The following is a 20,274-nucleotide window of genomic DNA, read 5'->3' as shown; positions in this document are numbered from 1 at the left end:
TTTCCATCGTTGTAACGGTCCATCTCCTACGCTGGCCCCACTGACGCTGCAGTCGACACCCCGCCCGCGCAGGCGGATCGGTCTCGTCGGAGCGGGCGGCATCGCCGTCGCCCACGTCCCCGGGCTGCTCCGCCTCGGCGACGTCGTGGTCCACTCGCAGGAGGGCGCGCTCGCCCTCGCCGACGCCTTCGCCGACGAGGCGGCAGCGGTCGGCAGCACGATCACCGTCGCCGACTCCCTCGACGAACTGCTCGCCGCCGTCGACGTGGTGGACGTGGTCGTCCCCACGCCGGCGCACGCGGCGGTGGTCCGGGCAGCGCTCGCTGCCGGCAAGCACGTCGTGTCGGAGAAGCCCCTCGCCCGCACCGTCGCGGACGCCGACGACCTCGTCGCCAGCGCCGCAGACGCCGGGCTGCAGCTCTACCCGGCGCACGTCGTCCGGTGGTTCCCCGCGTACGCACGACTGCACGAGGCCGCTGCCTCGGGCGTGCTGGGCGACCTCGCCGTCCTCCGGTTCTCGCGATCGGGAGCGTTCCCGACCCGCGTCGCCTGGTTCGGCGACCGCGCGCAGTCCGGCGGGATCGTGATGGACCAGATGATCCACGACCTGGACGCCGCGCGCTGGGTCGCCGGGGAGGTCGTCCGGGTGTCCGCCGTGTCCGTGCGCACCGGGGACGACGAGCATCCGGTCGAGGCCGCGCACGTGCTCCTCACCCACGCGTCCGGTGCGATCAGCCACGTCGCCGGGCTCTGGGGACCGCAGCACCTCGCCTTCACCACCGAGTACTCGGTGACCGGGACCCTCGGCAGCCTGTCGCACTCGTCGCTCGCCGAGGAGTCCACCCGCAGCGACCTCGCCGCACCGACCGCGGTGGACGGGTTCCTGCCCGCGGTCGACCCCGCGGAGGACCCGTACGCCCTCGAACTCGCGGACTTCCTCGCCGCGTTCGACGGCGGCCCGCTCCCCCGCGTCACCGCCCAGGACGGCGCCGTCGCGGTCCGGATCGCGACCGCCGCCCTCGAGTCGATCGAGTCCGGACAGCCCGTGGAGGTGGCCCTGTGACGCTCCGGGTCGGCGTGCTGTCGTTCGCCCACACGCACGCGATCGGGTACCTGGCCGCGCTCGCCGCGATGCCCGACGTCGAGGTGCGCGGCGCCGATCCCGACGGGGTCTCCACCGGCACGACCGTGGGCGAGCTGCGGGGCGCCGACCTCGCCGCCGCCCTCGGCGTCGGGTACGCGGACTCGTACGACGAACTGCTCGCGTGGGCGCCGGACGCCGTGGTCGTCACGAGCGAGAACGCCCGGCACCGGGAACTCGTCGAGCGCGCCGCCGCAGCCGGCGCGCACGTGCTCTGCGAGAAGCCCTCGCGACCACGTGGCAGGACGGGCTGGCGATGCGCGACGCGGTCGAGCGCGCCGGCGTCCTGCTGATGATGGCGTTCCCGGTGCGGTTCACCTCGGCGTTCGACCGGTTGCGCGCCACCCACGACTCGGGAGCCCTCGGCACCGTGTTCTCGGTGCGGGGTGCGAACACCGGCATGCTGCCGCGCACCCGCGACTGGTTCACCGACCCGGCGATGAGCGGTGGCGGAGCCCTCGTCGACCACGTCGTGCACATCGCCGACCTGCTCGAGGGCCTGACCGGTGCTGCCCCGGTGTCCGTCACCGCGGTGGCGAACCGGGTCCTGCACGCCGACCGGGCCCGCGCGGAGACCGCCGGGCTCGTCACCGTGACGTACGACTCCGGGATGGTCGCCACGATCGACTGCTCGTGGAGCCGACCGGACACATCGCCGGTGTGGGGCGGGCTGACCCTCGACGTGGCGGGCACGGGCGGCACCGTGTCGGTGGACTTCTTCGGCGCTGCGGCACGGGGGCTCGACGCGGTGCACGGGCGACCGATCGAGCTGCGGTACGGCGCGGACCCGGACGTGACGATGCTCCGCGTGTTCCTCGACGCGGTGCGGTCCGGCGTGCAGCCCCAGCCGGACGTCGGCGTCGGGCTCCGCACGCTGTCGATCGTGCTCGCAGCACGGGAGTCGGAGCGGTCCGGTCGGACGGTCGCCGTCCCGTCGGCGTGACCCGCGGGGGCGGCCCCGCCGCGCACCGTCCCGCAGGTCGGTCTGGAGGCGCGTGGCGGCGCCGCCCCGCGCCTCCCGGATTCGTGTCGGCACCGTCCCGAGCGGTAGGTTCGCAGGCGGCGCGGGCCCGACCGCGGACCGTGAAGCAAGGGGGTCTCGTGACCGTCGCGCCGCCGCGCGCAGCGCGCCATGCACCCGACGCCCGCCACCGTTCACGACGGGTCACGAGCCATCGGGGTGCCGCGGCGTCCACCCGGAGCCTGCGACTCGAGATCCAGGCCGTCCGTGCCGTGGCCATCGCCGCCGTGGTGCTGTACCACCTGTTCCCCCAGGTGCTGCCCGGCGGCTACGTCGGCGTCGACGTCTTCTTCGTCATCTCGGGGTTCCTCATCACGGCGCACATCGCCAAGCCGCTCGCCACCGGCCGCTTCAGCTTCCGGGTCTTCTACGCCCGACGGGCGTGGCGGCTGCTGCCGGCGTCGATGGCCACGCTGTTCGTCACGGTGATCCTGACGGCGATGTTCGTGCCCCGGACGCTCTGGAAGGACTTCACCGAGCAGATCATCGCGAGCGCGCTCTACGTCGAGAACTGGGCCCTCGCCGGCAACTCCGTGGACTACTCGGCGCTCGCATCGGACTCGAGCATCGTCCAGCACTTCTGGTCGCTGTCGACGGAGGAGCAGTTCTACGCCGTCTGGCCCCTCGTCCTCTGGCTCTGCGCCTTCCTGCGCTACCGGCGCCGCCGCCGGAGCGGCGTGTCGCTCGCACCGGCGATCGCCATCGCCCTCGGAGCCGTCTTCGTGCTGTCGCTGGCGTCGTCGATCTGGGAGACCGCGCACTCGCCGGCGTCCTACTTCCTCACCACGACCCGGGCGTGGGAGTTCGCCGCCGGCGGCCTGCTCTGGCTCGGCCTGCAGCGCGTGCGCATCCCCCCGCCGCTCGCGGCGACGATGAGCTGGGCCGGCCTCGCACTGATGCTGACCACCGCGCTCCGGTTCGACGCGTCGACGCCGTTCCCGAGCTGGACGGCGATCGTCCCGATCACCGGCGTCGCCCTCGTCATCGCCGGCGGGATGCCCGAGCCACGGTGGGGTCCGTCGTTCCTGTACCGGCTGCGGAGCGTGCAGTGGCTCGGCGACGTGTCCTACTCGCTGTACCTCTGGCACTGGCCGCTGCTCATCGTCATGCCGTTCGTGATCGGGCTGACCGCGGACGAGGCGACACCGCTCTGGGCGAAGGGCATCGTGCTCGTCGTCGCCCTCGCCCTCGCGCACGCCTCGCGCCGGCTCATCGAACAGCCGGTGATCGCGTTCTCGACCGAACGGATGCGCGCGCCACGGCCGCGCCACCGCGGCATCCTCGTGCTGGCGATCGCCGGCATGCTCATCGTGGCGCTGCCCGCGGCCGGCATGTACGGCAGTGTCGTGCGGGAGCAGTCGGCGAGCGCCGTCACCGGGGTCACCACGGCGTCCGACGGCACGCTCAGCAGCCCCGCCTGCTACGGCGCCGCCGCGATGCAGCCCGGCGCGGACTGCCCGCAGGTGTCGCCGGACGACATCGCCCCGAGCCCGGTGCAGGCGGCGACCGACGACTTCGCCGACCACGCGGGCAGCGGCTGCCAGATCGCCGGCGACGACACCACCGTCAAGGCGTGCGGAGGTCGGCGACCCCGACGGCACCGTCCGGGTCGCGATCGTCGGCGACTCGCACGCGGCCAACTACGTGCCCGCGCTCGAGCTGATCGCGAAGGCGAAGCACTGGAGCCTGACGACCTACCTGCACTCCGGCTGCCCGATGACCCGGGCGCTCATCACCGCGTCGTGCGACACCTGGAAGGCCGACACCCTCGATCGGTTGCAGCAGGAGCGCTACGACGTCGTCTTCGTCGCGGCCTTGTCCCGCACGCCGTGGCCGCACGGCCTCGTCCGGCACGCCGACGAGCTCACCCCGGCGATCCGCGACGACGCCGCAGCCGCCTACGCGACGACCTGGGTGCGGCTGCAGCAGGCCGGGTCGAGCGTCGTCGCCCTGCGGGACAACCCCGACCCGGCCATCGGTGGGGTGCCGGACGTGCCGAGCTGCGTCGAGCAGCACGGCGACGGGTCGGCGTGCGACGTCAGCGAGGCCGACGCCCTGCTCGACGACCCGGTGGCCCAGGCCGCCCGCACGACACCCGGGGTCACGCTCATCGACTCGACCGCGATGTTCTGCGCCGACGGCACCTGCCCGGCCGTCATCGGCGGCGTCGTCGTGTACCGGCAGGTCCAGCACGTCACGCAGACGTACGCGCGGTCGATGGCGCCGTTCCTCGAGCCCGAGGTGACCGCGGCGGTCGAGGCGGCCCGCGCGCGCTGACCGGCACGGGTTCTCAGGGACCCGGGTCCGGGTTCTCGGGTTCGGGCACGGGTGCTCGGGCAGGCTGGGAGCATGACCTTCGAGCAGCACGCGCGGTCGTTCGGGGCGGCGGCCGACGCCTACGAGCGGGGACGGCCCGGGTACCCGTCGGCGGCGGTCGAGTGGCTCCTGCCGGACGACACCGGACTCGTGGTCGACGTCGGAGCGGGCACGGGGAAGTTCACCCGGACGCTCGTCGGACACGCGCGTTCCGTGACCGCGGTCGAGCCGGACGCCGAGATGCGCGCGCGCTTCGCCGCCGCCGTGTCCGACGTGCGGGTGGTCGACGGCTCTGGGCGAGGCGATCCCCCTCGACGACGGGTCCGCCGACGCCGTGACCTTCGCGCAGGCCTGGCACTGGGTCGACCCGGCACGCGGTGCCGCCGAGGTCGCGCGCGTCCTCCGACCCGGCGGTGTGCTCGGCCTGGTGTGGAACGTGCGCGACGAGACCCGGCCGTGGTCCGCCCGGCTCAGCGCGCTCATCCAGCAGCCGGAGTCACGGGTGATGGACCACGGTGCTCCCGTCGTCGGTGCCCCGTTCGCCGACGGCGGGTACGAGCGGTTCCGGTGGGTGCACGAGCAGGAGCGCTCGGCGTTCCTCGACATGGTGGCCTCGCGCAGCTACGTCATCGTGCGACCGGACGACGAACGGGCCGCGCTGCTCGCTGCCGTACAACGGCTGCTCGACCAGGACCCGGACACCGCCGGTCGCGACACCGTCCCCGTGGAGTACACGACGCACGTGCACCGGTACGTCCGGCCCTGACGCCCGGGTGCACCGTCCCCGCCCGCCCGCGCTACGCTCGTCCCGATGCGCGCAACCGTGCGGGACGTGGCCGCCCTCGCCGGGGTGTCGCCGAAGACCGTCTCCAACGTCATCAACGGCGGCGTCGTGGTGCGCCCGGAGACCCGCGAGCGCGTGGAGCAGGCGCTCGCCGAACTCGACTACGTGCCGAACCTGTCGGCGCGCGGCCTGCGGAACGGGCGGTCGGGCGCGATCGCGCTGACGCTGCCCGAGATGGCGAGCGCGTACTCCGCCGAGCTGGCGCAGTGGTTCGTGGAACTCGCCCGCGACCGCGGCTGGACCGTGCAGCTCGACCAGACCGGCAACGACCCGGCCCGCGAGCGCGACCTCGTCTCCCGTGCACGCGCACACCTCGTCGACGGGCTGATCCTCAACCCGGTGTCGCTCAGCGCGAGCGTCCTCGCCTCGACCGAGGGCCTGCCGCCGACCGTCGTCATCGGCGAGGTCGAGCCCGAGCACGTCGACCAGGTGCACGTCGACAGTCTGGCGGCGTCCGAGCAGGTCACCACGTACCTGACGGGACGGGGCCACCGTCGGATCGCGATCGTCGGCGCCGCGCGCGCCACCGCCCCGACGGCCACGAGCGAGCTGCGGGAGCGCGGGTACCTCGCCGGGCTCGCCGCCGCCGGCATCGACCCCGACCCGGCGCTGCGCGTTCCGCTGGCCGGCTGGACGACGAGCGAGGCCGCCTCGGCGTTCGCGACCTGGCTCGACGAGCACCCGCTGCCCGACGCCGTCTTCGCGTTCACCGACTCGATCGCGTTCGGCGTGCTGCACGTCCTCGCCGCCCGGGGCGTCCGGGTGCCGGAGCAGGTGAGCGTCATCGGGTTCGACGACGTCGACGGTGCCGCGTACGCGATCCCCGCGCTCAGCACGGTGTCGTTCGACCGTCGGGCCTTCGCCACCGCTGCCCTCGACCTGCTCACGCGTCGGATCGAGGACCGCGACGCCCCGCCCGAGACCGTCGTGATCCCGCACCGGATCGTCGAGCGGCAGAGCGTCGCGCCGCGCTGAGGTCCGCCCGCGCCCCGCTTCGTTCGAGGCCGTGGACGCCATGCGGCGTACGCTCCGCCGCATGACCGCCAGTGCCCCGTCGATGCCGACGCTCTCCGCCACCGTGCTGCAGTCCCCGGACGCCGTCGCCCTCGCCCGCTTCTACGGGGCGCTCACCGGGTGGACCGTCCACGAGGACGACCCGACCTGGGCACGTGTCCGCTCCCGAGGACGGCCCCGGGCTCTCCGTGCAGTACGAACCGGCGTACGTGGCGCCGACCTGGCCGGGCACGACGGACGCTCCGGGCATGCAGCTGCACCTCGACTTCCAGGTGGAGGACCTGGCCGCCGCGGTCGCCCGGGCCGAGGGGCTCGGTGCCCGGCAGGCGGAGCACCAGCCGCAGGAGGACGTGCGGGTGCTGCTCGACCCCGACGGCCACCCGTTCTGCCTGTTCCTGCCCGGCGCCTGACCCGCAGGGCGCCCCGAGTCTCGCTGGCGCCGCCCCGAGACGCGCGCGCCGCTCCGAGTTTCGCGCTGCGCGACAGTTCTCGGGCTGTTCGGCGCGAGAAGTGTCGCTCAGGCCGAATCTCGGGCGCCCGGGCGCCGCCGCCGGCCGGGGCGCCGCCGGCGGGCGGCGCATCCGCGGCGGCCAGCACGGCCTCGCGGGTCCGGGCGTCGCCGAGGATCCGGAAGTGCCCGCCGACCGGCACCCGCACGTTCGTCGCCCCGGCGAGCGCACTGCCCTCCGGGATCAGCGTGTCGAACACCCCGAACACCGAGGTGATCCGCGCGTTCGCATCGAGCTCCCGCGCCAGCCCGGACAGCACCGGGTCCGCCGCGCGGAACGCCCGCAGGTGCCGCACCGGCGCGAGTCGCGCGTACCCGGAGCCCGCGAACGGCGTGGACACCGCCACCATCCGGTCGATCCGCCCGTGGTCGTCGAGGCGCGCCATCGCGTACTTGCCGATCAGCCCGCCCTTGCTGTGCGCCACGAGGAGCACGTTCTGCAGGCCGTGTTCCTCGAGGTACGCCAGCACCTCGTGCGCCGACTCGGGCACGGGCCGCAGGTTGTGCCGCAGCACCGGCAGCACGTGCACCGGGTGTCCGCGATCGTGCAGGGCGTCCATCAGCGGTCGCATGAAGTGCCAGGTCTCGTAGACGCCCGGGACCACGACGACGGGCTGGCCGTCCCCGGTCCGGTAGTCGTCGGCGGTCGTCGGTCCGAGGCTCCGCAGCTGCCACCTGGCCGCGTACCACCAGTCGAGTGCGGCCCACCATCCGCGGCGCACCAGCGAGATCCGGACGGGAGGCGCGGTGCGGTCCGTGCGCGTCGGTCCGGCTCCGGACGTGGTCGCGTCCGTCATCGCAGCCCTTCCAGGGTCTGGTCGTCCGGCGTGCGGCCGTCGGGCACGGGGACGGCCCGCAGACCGTCGAGGAGGCGGGCGACGGCCACCGGCTGGTGCTCCTGCACGTGGTGCGGCCCGGGGAGCTCGACCACCCTGCCGTCGGGAGCCGCCGCCGCGAGTCGTGCTGCCCAGTCGCGCCGCGCGATCGGGTCCCGGGTGCCGCGGACCACGAGGACGGGCTGCCCGACGTGCGGCAGGGTGTCCTCGAGGCGGTGCCGGAGCATGGGTCCGAGTTCGCGGAGGTACTGCGGCACGCTGCGGAGGTAGTCGGTCAGCACGACGGTGTTCATCCGGAGGCCCTCGACCGTGCAGTCGCGCGCCAGGTCGAGCGCCTGCAGCACGGCCGACCGCCGACCCGGCACGATGACGGGCCCGATCAGCACCACGGACTCGACGGTCTCGGCGTGCCGACGAGCTGCCTCGGCGACGACCTGGGTCCCCATCGACTGCCCGACGAGCACGAGCGGACCGGCACCGCGCGACCGGACCGCGCGGACGACGAGGTCGGCGAGCTCCTCGATCTGCAGCCGGCGTCCGGCGCCGGGCACCCCGCCGAACCCGGGCAGGTCGACGCCGACGGTGCGGTGGGTGACCGCGAGCGCGCGCTGCGTCCGGCGGAAGGACCGGTGGGACATCCCGATGCCGTGCACCAAGACCACCGTCGGCGCGAGGTCGTCGTGGAGCCGTCCGGCCGGGGCCAGGGTGTGCAGGCGCACGGACAGTCCGTCGACCGAGACCGTCTCCACCTTCGCGCCCACGAGCCGAGGGTACGCGGCGGGTCCTGCACGCCCGCGTCCGCTCCACAGTCACGCGTCAGCCTCGTCATCAGCGGCTGATAGGGAACCGGTGTGCACTCGTCCGCATGACCGAGGACTCCCCCACGACGCCCGCCGACCGCCCGACCGACGCCACGCCCAGCGGGTGGGCAGCCGCACCGGCCCCGACCTCCACCGCGACCTCCACGACCCCGCCGCCCCCGACGTTCGGCCCGTCCGGTCCGACGCCCTGGTACGGCACGGCTGCCGCGGCGCCGCGGACGGGACCCAAGCCGCCGTGGTTCTGGCCGATCGTCGCCGTGGCCGTCGGCCTCGCCGCGCTGCTCGTCGGCGGAGGTGTCGGCTTCGCCGTCGGGCACGCCATCGGGGGCGCCGGCCACGGGACGACGCAGGTCCCCGGCACGAACGGCGGCGGCACCGGGCAGTTCCCCGGCGACGGCCCCCGGGGCGGCACGGGGACCGGATCCGACACCAGCGGTTCCGCCGGGAACAGCTGAGGGCTACGCTCCGGTCATGCGCAAGGTCACCGCAGGACTGTTCGCCTCCGTCGACAACGTCGTGCAGGACCCGTACACGTTCCAGTACGACTCCTTCGACGAGGAGCTCGGGGCCGGGATGGGCGCGTTCATGGCCCGGACCGACACCGTCCTGCTCGGGAAGAACAGCTACCTCGAGTGGGCCGAGTGGTGGCCCGCCCACCTCGAGGACGGCTTCGGCCAGTGGATCAACCCGATCGAGAAGGACGTCGCGTCGACCACCCTCGGCGACGACCTGGCGTGGCAGAACAGCACGCGGATCACGGGCGACCTCGACGACTTCGTGCGGGACCTCAAGCAGCGTGACGGCGCGGACATCGCGGTCTGCGGCAGCGTGACCGTCGTGCGGCACCTGCTCGTCGCCGGTCTCCTCGACGAACTCCAGCTCATGGTGCACCCCGCGATCGCCGGCGCCGGCCGCAAGCTCTTCGAGCCGACCGACCCGCCCACGCGCCTGCGGTTGGTCGACAGCACCGTGACGAGCAAGGGGAACGTCCTGAGCACCTACGCGCCGCGGGAGGCGTGACGGCGACGAGCCGCGCCTCCAGGCCGGCCCTGTGAACGGGGCGTGGGCGAACCGCGCGTACCCTCTGAGGTGACCATCTCACCAACCGAGGAAGCCGGAGTCAGCATGCCCCAGGACACCCGCCCGCACGTCGTCATCGTCGGCGGTGGATTCGCCGGTGTGGCCGCGATGCGCGAGCTCGCCGACGCTCCGGTCCGGGTGACCCTGGTCGACCGCCACGTCTACAACATGTTCCAGCCGCTCATGTACCAGGTGGCGACCGGCGGCCTGAACGCCGGGGACGTGACGTACTTCCTCCGCAGCCTCCGGGCGAAGCAGAGCAACGCCGAGTTCCGCCACGGCCTGCTCACCGGCATCCGCACGGACGAGCGCATCGCCGAGATGTCCGACGGCGAGCACCTGCACTACGACTGGCTCATCCTGGCGAACGGGGTGAACACCAGCTACTTCGGCACCCCCGGCGCCTACGAGTACGCGTACTCGATGTACTCCCGCTCGCAGGCCCTCCGGATCCGCGACGAGCTGTTCACCCGGCTCGAGGAAGCCGCGGCGAACCAGGGCCCCGACGAGATCAAGGTCGTCATCGTCGGCGGCGGTGCGACGGGGGTGGAGATGGCCGGTGCGCTCGCCGAGCTCCGCGACCAGGCCCTCGTCGGCGCGTACCCCGAGATCGAGCGGGGCAACATCTCGATCACCCTCGTGCACCGCAGCGGGGAGCTCCTCAAGCCGTTCGCCCCGCGGCTCCGGCGGTACGCGGCGAAGATCCTGCGGAAGCGCGGCGTCGTGCTGCGGCTGAACACGGGTGTCTCCGAGGTCAAGCCCGACGGCGTGATGACGGCCGAGGGCGAGTTCATCCCCGCGTCGCAGGTCATCTGGGCGACCGGTGTCGCCGCCCACAAGGAGGTCGCCGGGTGGGGCCTGCCGGCAGACCCACGGCGGACGCATCCAGGTGAACGACGACCTCAGCGTGAAGGGCGTCGAGCGGATCTTCTCCGCCGGCGACATCGCCGCGCAGGACGACGCCCTCGCCCACGCCTCGCTCAGCCCCCGGCGCGGGGAGGCCGGCACTGCGACGGCAGATCGTGCGGGGCATCGAGGGCAAGCCGAGCGAGCACTCTCGAAGTACTTCGACAAGGGCACGATGGCGACGATCGGCACGAACGCCGCGGTCGCGCAGCTCCGGGGTGGCATCACGTTCGTCGGGCCGATCGCGTGGGCGGCCTGGGTGGCGGTGCACATCGCGTCGCTGCTCGGCAACGGCAACCGGCTGTCGACCCTGTCGCACTTCTTCGTCCGCTACCTGTGGTTCATGCGGAAGCGCTCGATCCCGATCGTGGGCGACGTCCGGCCGGTGCGCCCGAACGGGGACCGCGAGCCGGAGCCGTGGCAGATGCAGAAGGCCGAGTAGGCGCGGGGCGCGCGGGGCACGGGGGGGCGCGGGCGTCCGCCGGGGCGTCGGGGGAGCAGAGATCGTCGGGTCCCTCGATGGCACCCGACGATTTCTGTTCCCTCGACGGACCACGCAGCCCAGCGCGTGTTCGCTACGCCACCCGCACAGCAGAGTAGGCGCCTGCGGCGATGTCCTCGAGCAGCCCCGGTCCGGTCGGCTCCCACCCGAGGAGGTCGCGCGTGGCGTCGGACGTCGCGGACATCTCCATGCCGAAGAACTGCCCGATGAACCCGAAGTGGGACACCGCGTCGGCCGGGTCGACCGAGGTCACGGGCAGCCCGAGTCCCTCGCCGATGGCTTCGGCGATCGCCCGGGTGGGGATCGCGGTCTCGGCGACGGCGTGCAGCTTCGTGCCAGCGGGTGCCTGCTCGAGTCCGAGCCGGACGAGTCGCGCGGCGTCGGTGACGTGCACGGCGGCCCAGCTGTTCGTCCCCTCGCCGACGTAGCCGGACACGCCGGTGCGCTGCGCGGCGCCGACGATCGCGGCGATGAAACCGTGGTCGCCGGTGCCGTGCGTGGTCGGGCTGAAGCGGGCGGCGATGCTCCGGACGCCCTGGGCGACGAAGTCGAGGGCACGGTTCTCGCTGCCGCCGCGCATGCTGTCCGAGCCGACGAACGGTGGTTCGGGTCCTGCTCGTTCGCCGGCCGGCCCTGTGCGAGTCCGGCGACCCCGGAGGGCGACGACGAACGGACGGTCGGTGCCGACGAGGGCCTCGGCGATGGTCTCGACGGCGGCACGCTCGCTGGCGTTCGTGGCGGCCGGGTTCGCCCAGTCGTGCTTGTTCGCGAGGTGCAGGACGCCCTCGGCATCGAGGTCGCCCCGCGGCGGACGCCTCGAGGTCGTCGAGGTTACCACGGAGGACGGTGACACCCTCCGCCTCGAGCCCTGCGGCGGAGGCGTCGGACCGCGCGAGGCCGGTGACGGTGTGCCCGGCTGCGAGGAGGTCGTCGACGGTGTGGGAGCCGATCCATCCCGAGGCCCCGGTGACGAACACGTGCATGGTGAGTCCTTTCACGGGTGTCCACAACGTGATGCCGTGAACTGACATCACCGGGTAGCACTCGATGTCAGTCAGACTGTCATCAGTAGACTTCGGCCATGGCCCGATGGCAACCGGAACACGCGAACGCCTGCAGGCGACCGCCTTGCAGCTCTTCGCGTCGCACGGCTACGACCAGACGACGGTGGCCGAGATCGCCGCTGCCGCCGAGGTCACCGAGCGCACGTTCTTCCGGCACTTCGCCGACAAGCGCGAGGTCCTCTTCGCCGGGCAGGACGACTTCCTGGGGATGTTCACCGGTCCGATCGAGGCCGCCCCGGCCGACACCGCGCCGTTCGACCTCGTGCGGCTCGCGCTCGTCGCCAGCGGCGCGTTCTTCCCCGACGACCGCCGTCCGTGGTCAAGGCAACGGCAGGTGATCATCGACATGAACCCGGCCCTCGGCGAGCGGGAACTCGGCAAGCTGGCGACCCTGAAGACACGGCTGGGCGAGGTCCTCCGCGCGCGCGGTGTCCCGGAGCCGGCCGCGACGATGGCGGCCGAGACGGCCGTCACGGTGTTCCACCTGTGTTCGCGCAGTGGATCGCCGCCGACGAGGACCGGCCGTTCGCCGCCATCGCCGACGAGCGCTCGACGCCCTGACCCGTCTGGTGCACCCCGGTCGTTGAGGCCGCTCTTACCTGCGGAGAGACCCTGGTGGAGACCAGCAGGCCGACCCCGCAGGGAGGGGACGTGGAGACGAGTACACTCGCGACGGAGCGCCCGCGGACCAGACCCGCCCGCGGCGGCGCCCGGCCCGAGCGACCCCACCGCCGCCATGACCCACCACGCCCCGGCACTCGACGGCCTCCGCACGGTGGCGATCATGATCGTGATCCTCTACCACCTGCACGTGCCGCAGTTCGAGGGCGGCTTCATCGGCGTCACCGTCTTCTTCGTGCTCTCCGGCTTCCTCTATCTCGACGCTGCTGCTCGGCGAGCGTCGACGCACCGGACGCATCCGGCTCGGGTCGTTCTGGACGAAACGGCTCCTCCGCCTCTACCTCGGCGCTGCTCGCACTCGTGGTCGTCGGGCTCGCGCTCTGGAACTGGGTGGGCGACTACAAGGGCGCGTCGTTCTCGCCGGTGAGGCCGCGTTCATCGCCCTGAGCTACACCGGCAACCTGTTCCGGTCGTACTGGGACACCACGCAGGGCGTCTTCGCGCACACGTGGAGCCTGTCGATGGAGGAGCAGTTCTACCTCGTCTGGCCGCCCGTCCTGGTGCTGCTGCTCGCGGTTCGGTCGCGCCGGCACTGGCTGATGGCCGGCCTCGGCGTCGTCATCGTCGGGGCGGCGGCGGCGTCGTGGGCGAACTACCGGACGCCGAACGGCGGCGCCACCCCGGATGTGTACTTCTCCCCCGTGCTCGGCGTCGTGCCGCTGGCGACCGGGTGCCTGCTCGCGCTGCTCCTCGACGACGAGCGGGTCCGGACCTGGGCAGCCGGGGTCGCCGGACACGTCGGCACCTGGGTCGGCCTCGCGCTCCTCGTCGGCGTGCAGTTCTGGATCGACGGCGACTGGACGCAGCACGCTGTTCGTTCGGCGTCGTGCTGCCCGTCACCGGACTCGTCTCGGCGCTCCTGATCGGCGGGCTCGTGTCCGTCCGCTCGCCCGTCTCCGTCGCACTCGCGTGGACGCCGGTGTCCTGGTTCGGTCGACGCGTCTCGTACTCGGCGTACCTGTGGCACCCGCTCGTGATCGCCCTGCTCGGCACCTTCACGATCGGGCCGTGGGGGACGTCTGGCTCGTCGCGGTCGCCCTGCTGGTGGCCGTCGGCGCTGCGTACGCCGTCGAGGGTGCCGGTGGAGCGCGCGCGGAAGCGGCTGCGCGAGGCGCGCCGCCTCGTCGCCGCCGACCGGTCCGGCCGCGAGACGGCGGACGCGACCACCTGACCGACGGGAGGGCGCGGGGCGGCCCCCGCACCGTGCCTCCAGTCCGAGTCCCAGTCCCCGTCCGATCGGTCGAGGGAGCACAAACCGTCGGGTGCACCCGGGCGACCCGACGATTCCTGCTCCCCCGACGCGACCCCGCGCAGCACGCGAACCCAGAGCCACCCGCGGGGCTGGGTGGACACGTCACCCAGCCCCCGTAGGCTCGCACCGTGACCACGGAGCGCGTCGACGTCCTCGTCGTCGGCGGTGGCCCCGTCGGCCTCTTCACGGCTGCGCTCCTCGCCGCCCGCGGCGTGCGGGTCGCCGTGTGGGAGCGTCGTGCGGCGCCCCCGGTCGGCTCCCGCGCGATCGGGATCCACCCGCCGTCGCTCGACGCCTTCGCGACGATCGGCCTCGACGGGCTTGGTGCTCGCCGAGGCCACCAAGGTGCGCACCGGGGTGGCCCGCAGCCGCGGCCGAGCGCTCGGCACCCTCACCTTCGACCGCGCCTCGGCAACGCACCCGTACGTCGCCACGCTCGACCAGCACCGCACCGAGACGCTCCTGCGCGACCGCCTCGAGGAGCTCGCCCCGACGGCGCTCGCACCGGTACCGCCCTGCACCGGGCTCCGGCGCCACCGCGACCACGTCGACGTGACCGGCACCGGACCGGACGACGTCGCGGTGACCGTCCGGGCCGCGTTCGTCGTCGGTGCGGACGGCGCCCGCAGCGTCGTGCGCGACCTGCTCGGCATCGGCACCACCGGTCTGGGACTACCCGGACCGCTACGTGATGGGCGACTTCGCCGACCCGGAGGAACCGTCCGCCCGGTCCGCCGCGCTCGTCGACGTCGGGCCGGACGGGGTGGTCGAGTCCTTCCCGCTCCCCCACGGACGACGCCGCTACGTCGTGCTGGTGCCCGACGACGAGGCCTTCGCCGCCGCCGGCACGAGCTACGGCGAACCGGAACCCCGAGGTCGCCGTCCGCCTCGCCTCGCTCGTCGCCGAACGGACCGGCGTCGCGCCCGACCCCGCGAGCTGCTCGATGACGAGCGGGTTCCGCGTGCGCCGCCGAGCGGCCGACCGCGTGGGCGTCGGACGGATCGTCCTCGCCGGGGACGCCGCGCACGAGATCAGCCCCATCGGCGGGCAGGGCATGAACCTCGGCTGGCTCGACGCCGCCGAGCTCGCCCCGCTCCTCGCCGACGCGGTCGCCTCCGATCACCCGGCGCCGTGGCCCGGCTACGCGCGACGCCGGCAGGCCTCCGCCGGTCGCGCGGCACGACAGGCCGAGGTCAACATGGCGCTCGGCCGCCCGCTGGGTGCCTGGGCGCCGTGGGCCGGGAGGCGCTGCTCCGGACCGCCCTGTCCCTGCCGACCGCGCACGGCCTGGCCCGGCTCTACGCCATGCGCTGGTCCTGACGGGTCCGGTCACGAGGCGCTGCGTTCAGGCCACGAGTCGTGCGCCAGCCAGCCCGAGTTCGACGACCAGCACGAGCGACGATGCGATCACCAACCGGAACAGGGTCCTCGAGGCGCGCCCAACGACCACCAGCCGGATCCCGACCGCCGCGAGCACGACCACCACGACGGTGCCGACCACGGCCAGCACGACCCCGACGCCGCGCACCGGGTCGTCGCCGAGGACCTGCCCGCCGAGCACCAGCAGCGCCGCGACCACGAGCGAGCCGAAGGCCGTGATGCCGGCACCCCGCAGGCCGAGCCGGTGCGGGAACCCGCGGACGCCCGTCGCCGCGTCGTCCACCAGGTCGGGCAGCACGTCTCGTGCAGTGGATCGCCACCCCGAACACTGCGCCCGTCGCCACCGCCCACCACGCCGGCCAGGGTGCGTCGGGACCGGCGGACACGGCCACCACGGGCAGCAGTCCGAACGCGACGACGAACGGCACGACGGACCACACCGTCCGCTTGAGCCCGGCGTCGTAGGCCCTCACCAGGCGGCGACGAGCACGAGGTGCGCGACCGCCGCCACCGGCCCGAGGAAGACCGACAGCACGACGGCGAACCCGGCCGTGACGAACGCCGCGGTCCGGACCGTGCCGACGGCGACGAGGCCCTGTGCGACCGGCTTGTCCGACCGCCCGACGGCTCGGTCGCGGTCGGCGTCGATCCAGTCGTTCGCGAGCCCGATCGACAGCTGTCCGGCGACCACCGTCAGCGCCACGAGGACGACGAGCCACGCCGGGTGCCCCACCGCCCCGGCGATCACCGCGGCGAGCACCGTCACGGTCAGGGTGGGGCCCGGGTGCGACGACGCCACCAGGAGACTCGGCAGGGAACGTCGCGGACGAGGGGTCACCGGGCCAGCGTACGGGCGCCCTCTCCGACGGGTCGGCAGACGACGACGGGTGAGCACGCCGGACGCCAGCGCGATCCCGACCAGCACGACGAGTCCGCCGACCGGTTCGTTCCACCGCACCCGCTCGCCGAGCACCAGCACCCCGAGCGCCACGCCGACGACCGGCGTCAGGTAGGTCACGGTCGAGGCCCGGCCCGCGCCCCAGGCCTGCACGATCCGGGTGTTCCACGCGTAGGCCAGCCCCGTGCCGACGCAACCGAGTGCGACCATCGCGGCCACGATCCTCCAGTCCAGCTGCACCGGACCGGTGGCGATCGCGGGCGCACCAGCAGGAGCAGCCCGGAGGCGAGCGTGAGCTGCAGCACCGTCGCGAGCGTCACCGGGTCGTACGAACTCGTCAGGCGACGCGCCGGAGGTACGCCAGCCCGATGCCGTAGCACGCGGTCATCCCGAGGAGCGCGACCTGCCCCGGGATGCTCGCCAGCACCGCCGGGTCGCCGATGACGTCCCACGGTCCGACCAGGACGAGCACGCCGACGATGCCGAGCACGATCCCGACGACCTGTCGTCCGCGGAGCCTCTCGGAGGGCACGAGCACGGCGAGCGCCGCCATCGTCATGATTCGGCGTCGTCGCGTTGTAGATGCTCGCGAGCCCGGACGGCACGGTCTGCCGGCCCAGGCCATGAGCGACGACGGCACGCTCGGCGTTGAGGAACACCGACACGACGAGGAGGTGCGCCCAGACCTTCGGCTCACGGGGCCAGCGGCGACGAGGGTCGCCGAGCAGGATCAGCACGAGCGTGACCGCTTCGAGCACGGTGCGGACGGTCGCGACCTGCTGCGGCGCGAGGCCGTCGAGCCCGATCTTCGCGAACAGGAAGCTCGAGCCCCAGGTGAGGTGCGACGAGGAGGTAGAGGACCGCGTTCATGTGGCCTAGTGTCGACACCTCGCAGCGCATGCGGCAAAGCGCATGCGGTTCATGTCGACATGAGGATGACGCATGACCGTCGTCTCTCGTTCCCCAACTCCGCGCGCGTTCGTCGCGACGGTGGACGCCGGGTCGTTCACCGGCGCCGCCGCCTCGCTCGGTGTCGGCCAGTCCGCCATGGTCTCTGCACGCCGTCGCCGGTCTCGAGCTGCGCGAGGTCGGTGGCCCCGTCGTCCGCCGTGGCGGCGCCGCCGCCACGACCCCGCCCTCGGCGACCGACTGCTCGCCCACGCCCGCAGCGTGCTCGCCTCCGTCGACGCCCTGGAGGCAGTGGTCCGGCCCGCCACGGCCCGCGGTGCGGTGCACTGTGCGTCTCGCCGCCGTCCCCACCGTCTGCCAGGGCCTGCTGCCGCGGCTCCGCGAACTGTGGGCGGTGACGAAGCTGCCCGACGTCGACGTCCAGGTCTACGAGGGCGACGACGACGAGATGCCGGAGGTGGCTCGAGGCCGGCACGGTCGACGCCGCCGTCCTGGTCGACCCGACGCCGGTGCCCGACGGGGGCGTGGTCGTCGCGCAGGACGAGATGGCCGCCGTCGTGCGCCGTGACCACCCTGCTCGCGGACCTGCCCGCCCTGACGCTCGACGACCTGCACCGAGGACGGCCTGGTCGCCGGTGGCGGTGGGTGTGAGTACCAGATCCAGAAGCTGCACGAGCTCTGACGCGGAGCAGCCCTTCCGCTACGCCCACCGGGTGCGTGAGATGAGCACGATGTTCGGGATGATCGAGCGGGGCGAGGGTGTCTCCATCGTGCCGACGCTGGGGCGCGTGATGCTGCCACCGGACCTCGTGATGGTGCCGATGGCGCGGCGGCTCGAGCGGCGGACGCTGGTGCTGAGCGGACCGTCCTCGCGGGCGTGGCACCCGCTCGCTCGGGCGCTGGTCGACGCGGTGTGACGTGTCCGACCTTCGGGGCGATCCGCCGGGGTCCCCCGCTCCCTAGGCTCGTCACATGACCACGATCGCACTGCCCGACGATGACCCGGGGGCGCCGGGTGGCCAAGGCGGAGTCGTGGCGGCTGGCCGTCGCCGTCCTGACCGGCTCTCGTCACCGCCGCGCTGGTCTGGCCGACGATGGACACCTCCGGGGGATGGAGCGACGCGCACGTCGGGGGCCTGGTCCTCGGGGACCTCGCCGCCGGCCTGGTCGCCGTCGTCCTCCTGCCGTTCCGGCACCGCGCGCCGCTGCTGGTCACCGTGGTCATCGCCGTCCTCAGCTCGGTGTCGACGCTGGCCGTGGGCGCCGCCGCGCTCGCCCTCGATGTCGCTCGCCACCCGGCGCCGGGCCGTCGAGCTCGCGATCGCCGGGGCGGTCATGCTCGGCGCCACCGTGCTCTACGACGTCGTCCTCGCGCCGGACCAGGACATGCCGCTGTGGCAGATCGTCGCCGTGGGGGCCGGCGGGATCGCGCTGCTCGTGGCGATCGGCATCGGGATCGGGCAGCGGCGCGCCTCCTGCTGTCGCTCCGCGAGCGGGCGGCGCTGGTCGAACGGGAGCAGCAGCTGCGCGAGGACCGCGCCCGCGAACAGGAACGCGCACGCATCGCCCGCGAGATGCACGACGTGCTCGGCCATCGCCTCTCGCTCGTCGCGCTGCACGCCGGCGCGCTCGAGTACCGCGGCCCCGGACTCACCCCCGACGAGACCGCTGCGGCGGCCGGCGTGGGCCGGGCCGAGGCGCACTCGGCGCTCACCGACCTGCGCGACGTGCTCGGGGTCCTGCGCGACCTCGCCCTCGACCGAGGGCGACGAGGTCACCGCCACCGCGCCTCCGCAGCCGACCCTGGTCGACCTGCCCGAGCTGCTCGACGCGGCGCGCGCCGGCGGTGCGGTCGTCCGGGCGAACTCGAGGCCGGTGCCTCGGCGGCGCCGACGGCCGTGGGACGCCACACCTACCGGATCGTGCAGGAGAGCCTGACCAACGCGCGTCGGCACGCCCCCGGGCAGGTCGTCGACGTGGTGGTCGAGGTCGTCGGCGGTCCCGCGCTCCGGGTCGTGGTGTCGAACCCGCTGGCGGACGGCACCGCCCCCACGAACACCGCCGGCCACGGCCTGCGCCGGGCTCGCCGAGCGCGCCCGGCTCGTCGGTGGCACCTTCCGGGCCGGCATCGGGACCGACCGGGTGCACGTCGTCGAGGTGGTGCCGCCGTGGACCGCGTGACCGGTCGGATCCGGGTCGTCCTCGTCGACGACGACCACCTGGTGCGCGCCGGCCTCCGGCTGCTGCTCTCCGGCGACGACGACGTCGAGGTGGTCGGCGAAGCCGGCGACGGGCCGAGGCCGGGCACGTCATCGCGACGACGGAACCCGACGTCGTGCTCATGGACATCCGCATGCCGCGGTGCGACGGGCTCGTCGCGACCGAGCGGGAGTGCGCCGTCGCCGCGATCTCGCGGTGCTGGTCCTGACGACGTTCGAGGGCGACGACATGGTCCTCGGGGCGCTGCAGGCCGGAGCACGGGGGTTCCTGCTCAAGGACACCCCGCCGCACGAACTCGTCGAGGCGGTCCGGACGGTCGCAGCGGGCCGCTCGATCCTGTCGCCGTCCGTCCTCGACCGGGTCATCGCGTTCGCGGCGCAGCCCCGGCCGACGCCCGAGACCGACGGTGCCGAGGAGCGTCGACTGCTCGCGCTCCTGACCGAGCAAGAGACCGAGGTCGCCCTCGCCGTGGCGGACCGGGGCGTCGAACGCGCAGATCGCCGCCGAGCTGTTCGTGGGGCTGGCGACGGTCAAGACGCACATCGGGCACGTCTACGAGAAGTTCGGGGTCGAGAACCGGGTGCAGCTCGCCCTGGTGGTCCACGCCGCACGGCGCTGGAGGTCGGCGGTACTGAGTCGTCGGCCGGACGCGGTCGGCAGGATGGGCCATGGCCGAGACGCACGTGAAGACTTCACCACCCCGCACAACCGCTGCCGAGGCCGCCGGACTGGCCTGGCTGGCCGAGGCCGAAACAGGCCGGCGGCACGCGGATCGCCCGCGTCCTCGATCGTCCGAGCCCGGACCGTCCTCGACCTCGAGCTGATCGACGACGGCTCCCCCACGGCGCAGCAGGCGGAGCGGTTCGGCCGGTCGCTGGCG

General features: G+C 73.7%; 20 protein-coding genes and 7 pseudogenes. 21 read left to right on the top strand and 6 right to left on the bottom strand.

Going from position 1 to position 20,274, the window contains the following annotated elements:
* Positions 1 to 31: 31 nt before the first annotated feature.
* The 8 genes and pseudogenes from ACZ8AI_RS07445 (at position 32) to ACZ8AI_RS07410 (ending at position 6,746) form a co-directional block, all read left to right on the top strand.
* The gene (locus ACZ8AI_RS07445; protein ID WP_464858120.1) at positions 32 to 1,063 is read left to right on the top strand and encodes a Gfo/Idh/MocA family protein; all 1,032 of its coding nucleotides are present in this window, start codon (positions 32 to 34) and stop codon (positions 1,061 to 1,063) included.
* The gene (locus ACZ8AI_RS07440; protein ID WP_464857695.1) at positions 1,060 to 1,434 is read left to right on the top strand and encodes a Gfo/Idh/MocA family oxidoreductase; all 375 of its coding nucleotides are present in this window, start codon (positions 1,060 to 1,062) and stop codon (positions 1,432 to 1,434) included. Before ACZ8AI_RS07445 ends, ACZ8AI_RS07440 begins: the two co-directional genes overlap by 4 nt.
* Entirely contained in the window at positions 1,398 to 2,084 is a 687-nt protein-coding gene (locus tag ACZ8AI_RS07435) for a Gfo/Idh/MocA family protein (protein ID WP_464857693.1), read from the top strand. Before ACZ8AI_RS07440 ends, ACZ8AI_RS07435 begins: the two co-directional genes overlap by 37 nt.
* Positions 2,081 to 3,340 (top strand): annotated as a pseudogene (locus ACZ8AI_RS07430) (acyltransferase family protein); the annotation flags it as partial. The gene ACZ8AI_RS07435 and the pseudogene ACZ8AI_RS07430, both read left to right, overlap by 4 nt.
* Before the next feature lie 163 nt (positions 3,341 to 3,503).
* On the top strand, positions 3,504 to 4,439 hold the full coding sequence (locus ACZ8AI_RS07425) for an SGNH hydrolase domain-containing protein (RefSeq protein ID WP_464858119.1): 936 nt from the start codon (positions 3,504 to 3,506) through the stop codon (positions 4,437 to 4,439).
* A gap of 373 nt (positions 4,440 to 4,812) precedes the next feature.
* Positions 4,813 to 5,244: a hypothetical protein gene (locus ACZ8AI_RS07420; RefSeq protein WP_464857691.1), complete on the top strand. Its 432-nt coding sequence runs from the start codon at positions 4,813 to 4,815 to the stop codon at positions 5,242 to 5,244.
* A gap of 45 nt (positions 5,245 to 5,289) precedes the next feature.
* On the top strand, positions 5,290 to 6,297 hold the full coding sequence (locus ACZ8AI_RS07415; RefSeq protein WP_464857689.1) for a LacI family DNA-binding transcriptional regulator: 1,008 nt from the start codon (positions 5,290 to 5,292) through the stop codon (positions 6,295 to 6,297).
* A 71-nt stretch (positions 6,298 to 6,368) separates the two neighbouring features.
* Positions 6,369 to 6,746 carry a VOC family protein gene (locus tag ACZ8AI_RS07410; protein ID WP_464857687.1) on the top strand — a complete coding sequence of 126 codons (378 nt, stop codon included), beginning with the start codon at positions 6,369 to 6,371 and terminating at the stop codon, positions 6,744 to 6,746.
* An 891-nt stretch (positions 6,747 to 7,637) separates the two neighbouring features.
* On the opposite strand, the gene ACZ8AI_RS07405 is transcribed toward ACZ8AI_RS07410, so the two are convergent.
* The gene (locus ACZ8AI_RS07405) at positions 7,638 to 8,441 is read right to left on the bottom strand and encodes an alpha/beta fold hydrolase (RefSeq protein ID WP_464857685.1); all 804 of its coding nucleotides are present in this window, start codon (positions 8,439 to 8,441) and stop codon (positions 7,638 to 7,640) included.
* A gap of 104 nt (positions 8,442 to 8,545) precedes the next feature.
* Here ACZ8AI_RS07405 and ACZ8AI_RS07400 point away from each other — a divergent pair, with 104 nt between their 5' ends.
* From ACZ8AI_RS07400 to ACZ8AI_RS07390, 3 genes are all read left to right on the top strand, one after another.
* On the top strand, positions 8,546 to 8,956 hold the full coding sequence (locus ACZ8AI_RS07400; protein WP_464857683.1) for a hypothetical protein: 411 nt from the start codon (positions 8,546 to 8,548) through the stop codon (positions 8,954 to 8,956).
* Positions 8,957 to 8,972: 16 nt separating this feature from the next.
* Complete coding sequence (locus tag ACZ8AI_RS07395) at positions 8,973 to 9,521, top strand: dihydrofolate reductase family protein (RefSeq protein ID WP_464857681.1); 549 nt, start codon at positions 8,973 to 8,975, stop codon at positions 9,519 to 9,521.
* A gap of 105 nt (positions 9,522 to 9,626) precedes the next feature.
* Complete coding sequence (locus ACZ8AI_RS07390; protein ID WP_464857679.1) at positions 9,627 to 11,087, top strand: NAD(P)/FAD-dependent oxidoreductase; 1,461 nt, start codon at positions 9,627 to 9,629, stop codon at positions 11,085 to 11,087.
* Here the strand turns inward: ACZ8AI_RS07390 and ACZ8AI_RS07385 are convergent.
* Both ACZ8AI_RS07385 and ACZ8AI_RS07380 read right to left on the bottom strand, forming a co-directional pair.
* Positions 11,063 to 11,827 carry a Rossmann-fold NAD(P)-binding domain-containing protein gene (locus ACZ8AI_RS07385; RefSeq protein ID WP_464857677.1) on the bottom strand — a complete coding sequence of 255 codons (765 nt, stop codon included), beginning with the start codon at positions 11,825 to 11,827 and terminating at the stop codon, positions 11,063 to 11,065. The genes ACZ8AI_RS07390 and ACZ8AI_RS07385 overlap by 25 nt on opposite strands.
* A 34-nt stretch (positions 11,828 to 11,861) precedes the next feature.
* A pseudogene (locus ACZ8AI_RS07380) lies at positions 11,862 to 11,972 on the bottom strand (NAD-dependent epimerase/dehydratase family protein); the annotation flags it as partial.
* Positions 11,973 to 12,036: 64 nt separating this feature from the next.
* Here ACZ8AI_RS07380 and ACZ8AI_RS07375 point away from each other — a divergent pair.
* The 6 genes and pseudogenes from ACZ8AI_RS07375 to ACZ8AI_RS07350 form a co-directional block, all read left to right on the top strand.
* Positions 12,037 to 12,228: pseudogene (locus tag ACZ8AI_RS07375) on the top strand (TetR family transcriptional regulator); the annotation flags it as partial.
* A 700-nt stretch (positions 12,229 to 12,928) separates the two neighbouring features.
* The gene (locus ACZ8AI_RS07370) at positions 12,929 to 13,597 is read left to right on the top strand and encodes an acyltransferase family protein (protein ID WP_464858118.1); all 669 of its coding nucleotides are present in this window, start codon (positions 12,929 to 12,931) and stop codon (positions 13,595 to 13,597) included.
* On the top strand, positions 13,561 to 13,905 hold the full coding sequence (locus ACZ8AI_RS07365; RefSeq protein WP_464857675.1) for a hypothetical protein: 345 nt from the start codon (positions 13,561 to 13,563) through the stop codon (positions 13,903 to 13,905). The genes ACZ8AI_RS07370 and ACZ8AI_RS07365 overlap by 37 nt, the downstream gene beginning before the upstream one ends.
* 209 nt (positions 13,906 to 14,114) lie before the next feature.
* Positions 14,115 to 14,246 (top strand): annotated as a pseudogene (locus tag ACZ8AI_RS07360) (FAD-dependent oxidoreductase); the annotation flags it as partial.
* Positions 14,224 to 14,934 carry an FAD-dependent monooxygenase gene (locus ACZ8AI_RS07355; RefSeq protein ID WP_464858117.1) on the top strand — a complete coding sequence of 237 codons (711 nt, stop codon included), beginning with the start codon at positions 14,224 to 14,226 and terminating at the stop codon, positions 14,932 to 14,934. The pseudogene ACZ8AI_RS07360 and the gene ACZ8AI_RS07355, both read left to right, overlap by 23 nt.
* A pseudogene (locus ACZ8AI_RS07350) lies at positions 14,910 to 15,104 on the top strand (FAD-dependent oxidoreductase); the annotation flags it as partial. The gene ACZ8AI_RS07355 and the pseudogene ACZ8AI_RS07350, both read left to right, overlap by 25 nt.
* Positions 15,105 to 15,332: 228 nt before the next feature.
* On the opposite strand, the gene ACZ8AI_RS07345 reads toward ACZ8AI_RS07350, so the two are convergent.
* The 3 genes from ACZ8AI_RS07345 to ACZ8AI_RS07335 all read right to left on the bottom strand — a co-directional run bounded on the left by ACZ8AI_RS07345 (position 15,333) and on the right by ACZ8AI_RS07335 (position 17,071).
* Positions 15,333 to 15,665 (bottom strand): hypothetical protein, encoded by a 333-nt coding sequence (locus ACZ8AI_RS07345; protein WP_464857673.1) that lies wholly within the window; start codon positions 15,663 to 15,665, stop codon positions 15,333 to 15,335.
* Between the two features lie 171 nt (positions 15,666 to 15,836).
* The gene (locus ACZ8AI_RS07340) at positions 15,837 to 16,475 is read right to left on the bottom strand and encodes an EamA family transporter (RefSeq protein ID WP_464857671.1); all 639 of its coding nucleotides are present in this window, start codon (positions 16,473 to 16,475) and stop codon (positions 15,837 to 15,839) included.
* Positions 16,382 to 17,071 (bottom strand): hypothetical protein, encoded by a 690-nt coding sequence (locus tag ACZ8AI_RS07335; RefSeq protein ID WP_464858116.1) that lies wholly within the window; start codon positions 17,069 to 17,071, stop codon positions 16,382 to 16,384. The genes ACZ8AI_RS07340 and ACZ8AI_RS07335 overlap by 94 nt, the downstream gene beginning before the upstream one ends.
* A 431-nt stretch (positions 17,072 to 17,502) precedes the next feature.
* Here ACZ8AI_RS07335 and ACZ8AI_RS07330 point away from each other — a divergent pair, with 431 nt between their 5' ends.
* From ACZ8AI_RS07330 to ACZ8AI_RS07315, 4 genes and pseudogenes are all read left to right on the top strand, one after another.
* Positions 17,503 to 17,742 (top strand): hypothetical protein, encoded by a 240-nt coding sequence (locus ACZ8AI_RS07330; RefSeq protein ID WP_464857669.1) that lies wholly within the window; start codon positions 17,503 to 17,505, stop codon positions 17,740 to 17,742.
* Positions 17,663 to 18,091, top strand: a pseudogene (locus ACZ8AI_RS07325) (LysR substrate-binding domain-containing protein); the annotation flags it as partial. The gene ACZ8AI_RS07330 and the pseudogene ACZ8AI_RS07325, both read left to right, overlap by 80 nt.
* Before the next feature lie 177 nt (positions 18,092 to 18,268).
* Positions 18,269 to 18,865, top strand: a pseudogene (locus ACZ8AI_RS07320) (histidine kinase); the annotation flags it as partial.
* Between the two features lie 1,197 nt (positions 18,866 to 20,062).
* Positions 20,063 to 20,218 carry a hypothetical protein gene (locus ACZ8AI_RS07315; protein ID WP_464857667.1) on the top strand — a complete coding sequence of 52 codons (156 nt, stop codon included), beginning with the start codon at positions 20,063 to 20,065 and terminating at the stop codon, positions 20,216 to 20,218.
* Positions 20,219 to 20,274: the final 56 nt, after the last annotated feature.

The sequence above is a fragment of the Curtobacterium sp. AC273 genome (assembly GCF_979253735.1).
Note: the sequence above shows the minus strand (reverse complement) of the source record. Positions and strands in the feature narration are given on the sequence as shown.

Bases quoted from the DNA above. Each gene is read 5' to 3' on its own strand.
- ACZ8AI_RS07415 (WP_464857689.1), top strand. From the start codon at position 5,290: ATGCGCGCAACCGTGCGGGACGTGGCCGCCCTCGCCGGGGTGTCGCCG.
- ACZ8AI_RS07390 (WP_464857679.1), top strand. From the start codon at position 9,627: ATGCCCCAGGACACCCGCCCGCACGTCGTCATCGTCGGCGGTGGATTC.
- ACZ8AI_RS07315 (WP_464857667.1), top strand. From the start codon at position 20,063: ATGGCCGAGACGCACGTGAAGACTTCACCACCCCGCACAACCGCTGCC.
- ACZ8AI_RS07340 (WP_464857671.1), bottom strand. From the start codon at position 16,475: ATGGTCGCACTCGGTTGCGTCGGCACGGGGCTGGCCTACGCGTGGAAC.
- ACZ8AI_RS07435 (WP_464857693.1), top strand. From the start codon at position 1,398: ATGCGCGACGCGGTCGAGCGCGCCGGCGTCCTGCTGATGATGGCGTTC.
- ACZ8AI_RS07400 (WP_464857683.1), top strand. From the start codon at position 8,546: ATGACCGAGGACTCCCCCACGACGCCCGCCGACCGCCCGACCGACGCC.
- ACZ8AI_RS07395 (WP_464857681.1), top strand. From the start codon at position 8,973: ATGCGCAAGGTCACCGCAGGACTGTTCGCCTCCGTCGACAACGTCGTG.